Origin of the sequence: Patulibacter sp. (assembly GCF_030655195.1) — a bacterium.
In the GTDB taxonomy this organism is placed as follows: Bacteria; Actinomycetota; Thermoleophilia; order Solirubrobacterales; family Solirubrobacteraceae; genus Patulibacter.
Map to the genome: position 1 here is coordinate 1 of NZ_JAURWA010000115.1, position 11,000 is coordinate 11,000.

The following is an 11,000-nucleotide window of genomic DNA, read 5'->3' on the forward strand; positions in this document are numbered from 1 at the left end:
CGACGGGCGGTCCGGCACCCCCGGTCGGCCCCCGCCCGCCGCCCGGCGGGTCCGGCCACCCGGTCCCCGCCGGTAGGCTCGGCGCGGGTGAGAGTCCTCCTCGACACGAGCTACGCGCTGCGCGGCGCCTCCGGCACCGCGACCTACGTCGAGCGGCTGCGCGCCGGGCTCGACGAGCTCAACGTCGACGTCGTGGCGGTCGGCGACGAGGGTCGCGCCGCCCCGGGCGGCGGCGGGTGGCGCAGCGCCCGGAACCTGCTGCGCGACCGCTGGTGGCTCGACGTCGCCCTGCCGCGCCTGGCCGCCTCCCACCGCGTGGACGTCGTCCACCACCCGCTGCCGGCCGTCTTCCGGCCGCGCCGCGCCACGGCGAGGATCGCGCAGGTCGTCACGGTCCACGACCTGGCGTTCGAGCTGCTGCCCGACGCGTTCGATCCGCGCTTCGCCCGCTGGGCGTCCCGGGCCCACCGCGCCGCGGCGCTGCGGGCCGACGCCGTCGTCACCGTGTCGCGCACGACCGCCCGCGACGTGCGCGAGCGGTGGGAGGTCCCGGTCGACCGGATCGTGGTCGCCCCGCACGGGCCCGGCCAGTGGCGGGCCCGCGACGTGCGCCACGGCGCGACGGTCCGTCCGTCCCCGGCCGGCCCGGGCCGGCCGTACCTGCTCTACGTCGGCGACGACGAGCCCCGCAAGGACCTGCCGACGCTCCGGGCCGCCCACGCGCTGCTGCGCACCCGGATGGGCGACGCCGCCCCGGACCTCGTCCTGGCGGGACACGTCCGCGCCCCGGAGCGCGACGCCCGGGAGCGGGCGGCGACGGCTGCCGCCGACGGGATCTCCGCGGCCCGCGAGCGCCGCGTGGAGGCTCCGGACCGCGACGCGCTGCTGGCGCTGATGGACGGCGCGCTCGCCCTCGTCCACCCCGCGCTGCACGAGGGGGTCGGCCTGACGCCGCTGGAGGCGATGGCGCGCGGTCTGCCCGTGGTCGCCGCCGCGTCGCCCGGCCTGACCGAGACGTGCGAGGACGCCGCGGAGTACGTCCCGCCCCGCGACGTCGCAGCGCTGGCCGGGGTGCTGGAGTCGCTGGCCGGCGATCCGCGGCGGCTCGAGGCGCTCGCGGTCGCCGGCCGTCGCGTGGCCGGCGGTCGCAGCTGGACGATCGCGGCACGTCGTCACGTCGAGGCCTATACGCTCGCCGTCGAGCACGCGCGCAGGAACGGTCCGCCCGCCCCCTCGACGGCCCCGCAGGACGGGTCCGCGGGGCCCCGGGGCGGCGCTCCCCCCGAGCACCCCGCCGAGTCCGCGCCGTCCCCCGCCAGTCCATGAAGATCGCGATCCTCGGCACCCGCGGCATCCCGGCCGCCTACAGCGGCTTCGAGACCGCCGCCGAGCACCTGGCGGCGGGCTTCGTGCAGCGCGGCCACGAGGTCGTCGTCTACTGCCGCCCGCACGTCGTCGACCGGGAGCTGCACGAGCACGTCGGGGCGCGGCTGGTGCACCTGCCGACGATCCGCAACAAGTACCTCGACACGTTCGTCCACACGTACCTGTCGGCCGAGCACGCCGTGCGGCGCCTGAAGCCCGACGTCGCGCTCTTCTTCATCGCCGGCAACAGCCCGCTGACCCGCATCACCCGCGGGGCGGGCGTCCCGACGGTCATCAACGTCGACGGCCTGGACTCGGACCGCTCGAAGTGGCCGGCCGCCGCCAAGTCCTACCTGCGCTTCGCCGAGCGCAACGCCCCGCGCTGGGCGGACGTGGCGCTGACGGACTCCGACTCGGTCGCCGACATCTTCGACGAGCGCTACGGCCAGCGGATCGACGTCATCCCCTACGGCGTCGAGGACCCCGGGTACACCACCACCGACACGCTCGACCGGCTGGGCCTGACGCCCGGCGAGTACGTGCTGTTCGTCGGTCGGCTGGAGCCGGAGAACAACCCGCACGTCCTCGTCGACGCGTTCTCCCGCATCCCGTACTCGGTGACGAAGGGCAAGAAGCTCGTGGTCGTCGGCGGCGCGCCGTACGCGGACGAGTTCATCCAGTCCGTGCACCGCGGCGCGGACCCGCGGGTGCTGTTCCCCGGCTACGTCTTCGGGCGCGGCTACTGGGAGCTGCAGAAGCACGCGTACCTCTCCGTCGTCCCGACGGAGGTCGGCGGCACGCACCCGGTGATCCTCGAGGCGATGGCCGCAGGCACCGCGGTCCTCGTCAACGACCACGCGCCGAACGTGGAGACGATCGGCCTGGCCGGGCACACGTTCTCGGGCGCGGAGGGCGCGCCGTCGCTGGCGCGGGAGCTCGAGGCGCTGCTGCTGGACCCCGCACGCGTGCAGACGCTGCGGGAGCGGTCCCTGCAGCGGGCGGAGGCCTACTCGTGGGACCGCGTCACGACGCAGTACGAGGACCTGCTGCACCGCGTCGTCGCGGGCCGCAGCCACGGGCGCCTGGACGAGCGGCTCGTCGTGCACGACGCCCCGGCGCCTGAGCTCACCCGCATCGCGCAGTAGCGGCGGATCCGGGGGCCCCTGCCTCCGGATCCACGGGCCCCGATCCGCGGGCCCGCGCGCCCCGGCCTCCGGGGAGGCGCGGGACCGCCCGCGGCGCGGGGTCTGCGGGGTCTCCTACTTCGAGCGGACCTTGAACGAGACGCCGCGGCTGTAGAACGTCTTCGAGCCCGACTTCCACGTCAGACGCGCGGCGCGGGAGCTCGAGCGGACGCGCACCGTGGTGTTCACGAAGCCGTACTTGTTCGTCTTCAGCCTGCGGAACGTCTTGTACGAGCCCGTCTTGCCGCGCAGCTGCAGGGTCACGGTCGTGACGCTGCGGGCCGGACGGACGCGACCCCAGAGCTTGAGCTTGCGGGTCGTCGGGACCGTCCGCTGCGGCAGGAAGAACGCGAGGCGGTAGGCGTCCAGGGCCGGCTTGGCCTTGCCCTCCTTGCCGGACTCGGGGCCGTAGTGCAGGCCGGTCTGGAACGAGGAGTTCCACTTGGCCGACCCGGTGGTGCCGGGCTTGGGGGCGTCGTCGACGAGGAGGAACTGCGACAGCGTCCGCACGCGCGAGTTGCGCCAGGCGATGTACTCGCCCTCGTTGATGTAGGCGGCCTGCTCGTTCAGCGACACGCCGAGCTTGTCGGGCGGGTTGGTCTGGTAGCCGTACTCGGTGAGGTAGAGCGGGATCGGCTTCCGGTCCACGGCGTAGCGGGCCATGATGCGGTCGAGCTGGTCCGTCAGCAGGCCGAGGTTGGCCGTCGTGACGTTCTCCTTCGGGTCCTCCGGCGCGACGTCGGGCTTGAAGCCGAGCTCGTAGGGGTGGTGCGCGTAGCCGGTCATCTGGAAGAGCGCCGGGTTGGCGGCCACGAAGCCGGCGGCGTCGCCGTTCTCGGAGCAGTCCTGGGCCTTGGCCGCAGCGCCCTTGAGGAGCTGCAACCGGTCGTCGAGGCAGTAGAGGCGCTTCTGGAACGTGATCGGGCTCATCGCGGAGGCGACGCTCGTCACGGTCGACTTGCCCTTCGGGGCGGTGTCGCCGACGAGGATCGTGTCCGTCTTGACCGTGTGCCCGGTGAGCTCCAGCGCGGACCAGGCGCCGGCGAGCAGGACGCGGTAGCGCTGCGGCGCGGCGGGGACGGCCGAGCTGCCGGTGCCGACCCACTGCGGGGCCAGCCAGGCGCCCTGGTTGGGCTCGTTCCAGATCGACCAGTAGTCGATCCGCGGTAGGACGGCGCTGCCGCCGGCGGGCGTGAACGTACCGGAGTAGCGCTTGCCGAGCGCCGCGACGAACGCGGCGTACTCGACGGGGCTGGGGTTCGTGACCTGGTCGAGGCGGTCCTCGATGAACGCCGAGCCCGCCCACTTGGGGCCGGGGGCGGACGGATTGAGGTTGACCGTCATGCCGCGGGCCTTGGCCCCGGTGATGACGGCGTCCAGGACGTCCCACTGCCCGGCCTCGTAGGCGTCGGGGTTGCTGCCGTCGAAGCCGGCGGGCTTCTCGGTCCCCTGCGCGTTGGGGGCGAACCGGTTCCAGAAGGCGGTGACGCGGATGCGCTGCACGCCGAGCGACTTGGCCTCGTCCAGCGTGGCGTTGCGGACCTTCGCGTCGGAGCTGAGGATCCGCGGGTCGTCCTGGAACATCGCCTCGAGCCGGCTGTCGGCCGAGGCCGCGGCGGGCAGGCCGAGCAGGAGCGCGGCGGTGAGCAGGGGGAGCAGGCGGCGCATGTGTGCAGTCCTAACCCTTCGGGGGCGGGGGAGTCGCGGTCGCGGCTTCACGACGTCGCGGGAGACGGTGGTGTGCGCCGCCGGGCCGGGGCCCGCGGTGCGCGGTGCTGCGTGCCCTGGGGTCACGGAGCGGTGGTGGAGGTCGTCGTGGCGGGTGCCGGGGTGGTGGCGGGGGCCGGCGTCGTCGTCGGGGCCGGCGTGGTGGCCGTCGTGCCGGCGGCGCCGGTCGTCGTCCCGGCGCCGGTCGCGGCGGTGCGCTTCCCGCCCGTCTTCTCGGCGTCGCGGGCGGCCTTCGCGGCGGCGCGCTCCTGGTCGCGGAGCAGGACGGCCGCGGCGATGCGGCGCTGCGCGAGGATCGCGACCTGCCCGGCGGTGCGCAGCGACGGGGCCATCTTCAGCGCCACGCCGGCGGCCCGCAGCGCGGCGCGCGGGCGGTTGGCCGTGCGCAGCTCGAACTGGGCCAGCGCCTCCCACGTGGCCGGGGCGGACGGCTCCAGGTCGAGCGTCTTCTCGTAGAACGCCCGGGCCCCGTCGACGTCGCCGGACGCCACGCGGACGCTGGCGCGGGTGCGCAGGGCGACGATCGACAGCGGGTCCAGCTCGGTCGCCCGCTCGGCCTGGCCGGCGGCCTTCGTCAGCAGCTCCTGCCGGCGCGGACCGGATTCGCCCGCCGCGTCGGCGAGCGTCTGCAGCGCCTGGTCGGTCTCGCGGTCCGCGCGCCAGGGCTGCGCGAGCGAGAACGCGCCGATCAGGGTCACCACGACGACGGCGAGGGCCACGCCCACGCGGGGCGAGAGCAGGCGCAGCGGGGCGCGGTGGCCGAGCCCGCCACCGGCGAACGCGGCCTCGGCGCCACGGCCGACGACCCAGCCGGCCAGCAGCATCATCGGCAGCGTCACCGCGGGGACGAACCAGTTCCAGTCCGCGACCGACGTCACGGCGAACGCCGCGACGACGCCGATGGCCGCCGCGATGCCGTCGCGCTCGGGCGTCCGGGCCCCGGTCCGCAGCGGACCGCGCAGGCCGATCGCCCGGGCCGCGGCGGCGAGCCAGGCGGCCGCGAGCGCCAGCTGGGTCAGCATGCCCAGCCAGCCCATGTCGGCGAGGGTCTGCGGCACCCAGCCGTGCGCGTGGCGCGCGACGCCACCGTCGTCGCGCCGGGCACGCGACTGCACGGCCGCAAAGCCGTTGGCGCCGACGCCGTGGAACTTCTGCTGGTCGTAGAGCCGGAAGGCCTGGCGCCAGTAGTTCGAGCGCGTCGACTGGACGGCGGTCAGGCGCGACGGGTCGCCGGCCGGCAGCGCGACGGGCGGATCGACGATCTGGTCGTAGGCGTTCGTGATCGAGCCGGTGAGCCCGCGCTCGCTCGCGGCCAGCAGACCGACGCCGGCCAGCGGGATCATCGCGACGGCGACGAGGATGGTGGTGCCCAGGCGCCGGCGCTCCGGCGTGCCGACGCCGGCGAAGACCGTCGCGAACTCGATGACGAGCCCGACGATCAGCAGGAGGACGAGCGCGACGAGCAGCAGGACGCCGAACTCGACGCCGGCGGCCTCGCGGGCGACGAAGACGACCTTGTCCGTCGACAGGTCCGCCTTCGCGAACGCCCAGATCGCGACGATGCCGCCGCCGAGCAGGCCGACGACGAGGATCAGCAGGCTGTGCAGGCGCCGCGGCGAGAGCACGAGCCAGAAGGCGATGCCGACGCCCGCGGCGACCAGGCCGCCGCGCGAGTACGACAGGAGCAGCGTGATGACCGCGACGCCGGCGACCGGATAGGCCAGGGCGTTCAGCGGGCGATAGCCGTCGCGGCGGGTGCCGAGCCAGAGGGCGAGCACCAGGGCGAACGCGGCGACCGCGCCGACGGCGTTCCAGTAGCCGATCGGGTCCTGCAGCCGGGCGAAGACGAGCTCCTCCGGCACGTTCGCCGGGAAGACCTTCGTCAGGAGGCCCCAGGTGCAGATGATCGTCGTGCCGAGCAGGACGCCGCCCAGCGGGGCCTGCCAGCGGCCCGGGGCCAGTCGTGCGGCGGCCGCGCCGCCGACGAGGACGGCGACGTAGGAGAAGGTGCGGTTGGCCTCGAACCACGAGTTCTCCGGCGACACCGACCACGTGATCGACAGGCCGGTGACGACCACGACGGCGAGGGCGGCCAGCACGGTCCCGGCACCCCAGGCGCGGGCCCCGCGGGGCGCCCACAGGGCACTGGCCACGGCGATCGCGCCGGCCAGGAGCGTGGCGGTGAGCAGCGGCGGGGTGGTGACGCTGACGTTGTCGCCGGTCTTCGCCTCGGTGGCGACCCACACGATCAGCGCCGCGATCAGGACGATCCACGGCGCGTCCCCGCGGGCGACACGGCGCAGCGCGGCGCCCCGGCGCGGGGCCGGGGCGGTCGGGGGCGGGACGACCGCGGGTGGGACGGCCGACGTGGCCGCGGGGTCAGCGCCCACGTCGGCGGCGGTACGCCTGGAAGCCGGTGGCACCGCCCGCGATGACGGCGGCCGCCGCGCAGGCGATCAGGGTCAGGAGCAGCGGCCCGGGCAGCGAGGTCTCGGCCTCGCCGAGCTGCAGCGCCGCGGCCGGGACGCCCGTGTTCTTCAGGTCGGCGGCGGTCTTCTGCGCCTGCTTGTCGGCCGAGGCCGTCGCGGCGGCCAGGGCGGCCGAGCGCTCCGCGGCGTCGGCGTCGCGGGCGTCGTTCTGCGGGTCGGGCGTCGTCGTGGTCGGCGCGGAGCCGGTGGTCGTGCCCGGCGTGGTGGTGGTGCCGCCCGTGGCCGCGGTGCCGGGGGTGGTGCCCGTCGTGCCGCCGCCGGTGCTCGTGCTGCCGCCGGCGGTGCCGCCGCCGGTCTTGGAGCCGCCGGTCTTCGTCCCGCTGGCCTGGTTCTGCTGCGCGAGGAAGATCGCGTCGGCGCACTCGGAGTAGTCGCCCGTGTACGCGTCGAGGTTGCGCAGCGCCTGCTGGAACTCCTTGGCGGAGTACGTGCCGTCGATCGTGCCGTCGTTGCAGTCCGTGAAGATGTCCCGGTAGTCCGCCTGGGCGGCCGCGGGTGCTCCCGCGAACGCGACGAGCAGGGTCAGGAGGAGGGGGATCAGGCTGAGGCGGTTGCGCACGAGGGCTCCGTGGGTGGGGCGCGGGGTGGGCGAAGGGCACACCGGGCGGCACGCGGGCGTGCCCGGTCAGCGACGTCCAACGCTACCAACACGTCCTGGCGCGGAAAGGTGCGGTGCTGACACCGTTCGCCCCCCGGCGGGGACGTCCTTCCGGGCGATCAGGTCGCGTGCTGCTCGGCGTCCTGGACCGCGGCGACCATGCCTGCGGCCCATGCGTCGTACGTGAACGGTCGCACGTCTCGGCGTCCGGCGTCGCCCAGGGCCTTCGCGGTGTCCGGGTTCATCGCCAGGCCGGTCAGGGCGCGGGCGAGCTCGAGCGGGTGCGAGGCGGGCACGACGCGGCCGTTGCGCCCGTCGCGCACGAGGCCGCCCATCGCGGCCCCGACGGCGTCCGTGGCGACGACCGGGACGCCGCGGTGCAGCGCCTCGTTGCAGACGAGGCCCCACGGCTCGAGGAACGACGCGGTGCGCTCCGACGGGACGCAGAGGGCGTCGCTGTCGTCGAGCCAGGCACGGACCTCGTCGGGCGGGACCGGGCCGAGCGCGCGGACGCCCGGCAGCCCGGCGTCCGAGGCCGACTCGGGGCCCAGCAGCGTCAGCTCGGCGCCGATCGCCTCGAAGAGGTTCGTCTGGCGCCAGGCGACGAGCAGGATCTCGAGGCCCTTGCCCGGGGCGTCCCGGCCGACGTAGGTGATGCGGAACGGGCTGCCGGGCGGGCGCGGCGTCGCGACGGGGTCGACCCAGACCGCCGGGTCGACGGCCTGCGGGGCGATGTGGACGCGGCGGCCGCCGAGCGCGCGGACGTGGGCGGAGACGTGCGCGCCGTAGGTGGCGACGGCGTCGGCGTCGCGGACGATCCGCCGCAGCATCGGGCGGGCGACGACGAACGCGGGGGTGGTCGGCTCGTGCCACATCGCGCTCCACAGCACGAACGGTGTGCCGCCCATCCGCGCACCGCGCCAGGCGGCCGGCAGGGCGATCCGGCCCGCGGTGCCCGCGATCACCGCACGCCAGCGGCCGCGGGCGCTCGCCAGGCGCAGCACCTCGGCCTGGCTCACGCGGTGGGTGGGGACGCCGGGCTCCTGCACCGACTCGGTGAAGTGGTGGTTGCGGCCCTCGAAGACCGCCACCTCGACGGGCGTGATCTCCGCCAGGGCGCGCAGCGCACCGACCCGCTCGGGCGGGACCCGGGAGGTGACGAGGAGGATCGGGCGATCGGAGCGGGCGGGGGCCACGAGACGGATCATCCCGCCTGGGCGTCCGCGGAGCGACCGGGGGTGGCCGCGAGGTCCGACTGGCCGCCGTCGACCACGCCCCGGTAGGCCCGGAGCGTCTGTCGTCCGCAGCGCTCCCAGGTGAACGACTCGGCGACCGTGCGGCGGGCCGCGACGCCCAGGGTGCGACGGCGCGCGGGGTCGGTCAGCAGCGCGTCGAGCGCGCGGGCCAGCGCGGAGACGTCGCCCGGCGGGACCAGGACGATGCCCTCGCCGACGGCCGAGATCTCCTGCGGTCCGGGCTCGCCCATCGATGCAACGGCGGGCATCGCCGAGGCCATCGCCTCGACGTACGCCACCCCGAACGCCTCGTCCACCGAGGGCATCACGAAGAGGTCGGCCTCGCGGGCGGACTCGAGCGCCTCGCCGTGGGGCAGCTGGCCGCGCCACTCGATCCGGTCGTCGACCCCCAGCTGCTCGGCCAGGCGCGCCAGGGCGGGACGCTCCGGGCCGTCGCCGATCACGCGGTAGCGCGCGCCGGGATGGCGGTCGCGCAGCACCCAGAGAGCGCGGACGACGTCCTCGTGGCGCTTGCGCGGAACGACGTGGGCGACGGTGACCAGGAGCGGCTCGGGGACGACGACGTCGACGGGGCGCAGCACCTGGCCGTGGCCCCAGCGGCCGCGGGAGCGTCGGGGGGCGGCGACGGCGTCCGGGTCGCCGGGGATCGCGTCGGGGGCCGAGGGCGCGGCCCAGCTGCGGCGCCGGTGCCAGGTCTCGACGGCGTCGGGGCCCGGCAGGTCGGTGCCCAGGCGGACGACGCGGGTGCGGGCGGCGCCGAGCTCGAGGCAGCGGTCGGCGGTGCCCGCGCTGTTGGCGAGGACGAGGTCGGCGCCCGCGAACGCGTCGCGGACCGCGCGCTCGCCCTCGGGCGAGCGACGGGCGGTGTAGTACACGTCGCCGCCGTGGACCGAGACGATCACCGGGACGCCCGAGAGCGGTCCGGTGGCGCACGCCCGGCGGACGGCGTCGCCGGCGGGCACGGCGTTGTGGGCGTGGACGACGTCGAAGGGGAACTCGCGGTGCAGCCGGCGCAACGCCCGGCGCAGCGGCCGGGCGGCCCAGCGGCCCCAGCTGCCGTAGGAGCGACCGCGCGGCGGGCTGTGGAACCGCACGTAGGTGACCGGGATGCCGTCGAGCTCGGCCTCGCGCGGCTGCGAGCGCATGCGGCGCAGGACCCGGACGAGGTCGCGCGGCCGCGTGGCCTTCGGCGGGACGGGGCGGTGCAGGACGAGGACGCGCACCTCGGCGCCGGCGTCGCGGGCGGCGACGGCCTGGCGGTGCGCCCAGACGCCCAGGACGGGGTCGTCGGCCCGCGGGTAGAACTCCGCCACCACGCAGACCCGCAGCGGGGCGTCGCGGTCGCGCGGGGTCGTGGAGGGATCGGGGACGGACACGCCCCGTGAGCCTACGAGACCACGGCGCCGCGTCCCGTGACGTCCGCCGGGGGCCGCGCGGGGCCGGCGTCCGGCCGGCCGGGGGCGGGTTCGCGCTTCGGCCGGGTCAGTCGCCCGGGCGGGCGGGGCGGGCGGGCGGGACGTCGTCGTGGCGGGCGACGGTCCGGACCTCCCAGCGGGGCAGGTGCGGCCGGTCGGCCAGGAGCGCCGCCGCGTCGGCGCGGGCGTCCTCGCGGGAGTACCCCGAGCCGGCGGGCGCGGCGGTGTGGTCGACCGGCAGCGCGTCGACGATCCCCAGGCGCCAGTCGTGCTCGGCGGCCACGGCCGCCCAGTGGGCGTCGAGGCCCCAGCCCATGCCGGTGGCGGGCGGGAAGGGCAGCAGGACGTCCGCGGCCCGGCGGGAGATCGCCGTGACCGGGCCGATCTCGACGAACGTGGTCTCGCGCCACACCGCCCCGGGCTCGCGCCGGGTGAGCTCCCACGCCGCGTGTCCGTGTCGGCGGTGGGCGGGCTGGGCCAGGTCGAGGCCCGCGGCCTCGAGCAGCGCGACGAACCGGTCGAGGAAGCGCGGGACGAGCGCCACGTCGTCGTCGACGACCAGCAGCCAGTCGAAGGCCGCGGACCGCGCCTCGTCCTCGATCACCGCGAAGCGCGGCCGGCCGGCGGGGTCGACGACCCGCAGGTCGACGTCGTGGTGGGCCGAGGCAAGGGGCCCGCGCAGCGCCTGGACCCGTGCGGCGTTGGCGGGCCGCGCGGGGACGACCACGAGGACGCGGCGGCGCGGCGTGGCGGACGCCAGACGGTCGAGGTCGCGCAGGACCCCGGAGGTCCGCAGCCGCGCGTCGAGCCAGCGGTCGTGGGCGCGCAGGAGGTGGGCGCGACGGCCCGCGACGTGGCCGCTGGTCCCGGCGAGGACGTCGTCGGGCCCGGGGGTCCAGCCGCCCTCCGGCGCCGGGGCGGGGGCGTAGCCCAGGAGCGCCTCGCGGGCGCGGCCGGCGGCGTGG

8 protein-coding genes are annotated in these 11,000 nt (G+C 76.3%); 2 read left to right on the plus strand and 6 right to left on the minus strand.

The features are described 5' to 3' along the window. Positions 1–87: 87 nt before the first annotated feature. Both Q7T67_RS12775 and Q7T67_RS12780 read left to right on the plus strand, forming a co-directional pair. Positions 88–1,326: a glycosyltransferase family 1 protein gene (locus tag Q7T67_RS12775; RefSeq protein ID WP_304789963.1), complete on the plus strand. Its 1,239-nt coding sequence runs from the start codon at positions 88–90 to the stop codon at positions 1,324–1,326. Further along, positions 1,323–2,510, plus strand: a complete 1,188-nt coding sequence (locus Q7T67_RS12780) for a glycosyltransferase (RefSeq protein ID WP_304789966.1) — start codon at positions 1,323–1,325, stop codon at positions 2,508–2,510. Before Q7T67_RS12775 ends, Q7T67_RS12780 begins: the two co-directional genes overlap by 4 nt. A gap of 114 nt (positions 2,511–2,624) precedes the next feature. Here the strand turns inward: Q7T67_RS12780 and Q7T67_RS12785 are convergent, their stop codons facing one another. From Q7T67_RS12785 to Q7T67_RS12810, 6 genes are all read right to left on the minus strand, one after another. Beyond that, positions 2,625–4,217: a hypothetical protein gene (locus Q7T67_RS12785; protein WP_304789970.1), complete on the minus strand. Its 1,593-nt coding sequence runs from the start codon at positions 4,215–4,217 to the stop codon at positions 2,625–2,627. 122 nt (positions 4,218–4,339) lie between these two features. Next, entirely contained in the window at positions 4,340–6,667 is a 2,328-nt protein-coding gene (locus tag Q7T67_RS12790; RefSeq protein WP_304789973.1) for an O-antigen ligase family protein, read from the minus strand. Next, a complete protein-coding gene (locus tag Q7T67_RS12795) occupies positions 6,657–7,325 on the minus strand; it encodes a hypothetical protein (protein ID WP_304789976.1) in 669 nt (222 codons plus the stop codon). Before Q7T67_RS12795 ends, Q7T67_RS12790 begins: the two co-directional genes overlap by 11 nt. 158 nt (positions 7,326–7,483) lie before the next feature. Continuing rightward, on the minus strand, positions 7,484–8,560 hold the full coding sequence (locus Q7T67_RS12800; protein WP_304789979.1) for a glycosyltransferase family 4 protein: 1,077 nt from the start codon (positions 8,558–8,560) through the stop codon (positions 7,484–7,486). A gap of 8 nt (positions 8,561–8,568) precedes the next feature. Continuing rightward, positions 8,569–9,996 carry a glycosyltransferase gene (locus Q7T67_RS12805; RefSeq protein ID WP_304789981.1) on the minus strand — a complete coding sequence of 476 codons (1,428 nt, stop codon included), beginning with the start codon at positions 9,994–9,996 and terminating at the stop codon, positions 8,569–8,571. 106 nt (positions 9,997–10,102) lie between these two features. Beyond that, positions 10,103–11,000: hypothetical protein (locus Q7T67_RS12810; RefSeq protein ID WP_304789984.1), on the minus strand; the 898-nt coding region annotated here is incomplete at its 5' end.

Coding starts and splice junctions, on each gene's coding strand:
- Q7T67_RS12780 (WP_304789966.1), top strand. CDS start 1,323: ATGAAGATCGCGATCCTCGGCACCCGCGGCATCCCGGCCGCCTACAGC.
- Q7T67_RS12785 (WP_304789970.1), bottom strand. CDS start 4,217: ATGCGCCGCCTGCTCCCCCTGCTCACCGCCGCGCTCCTGCTCGGCCTG.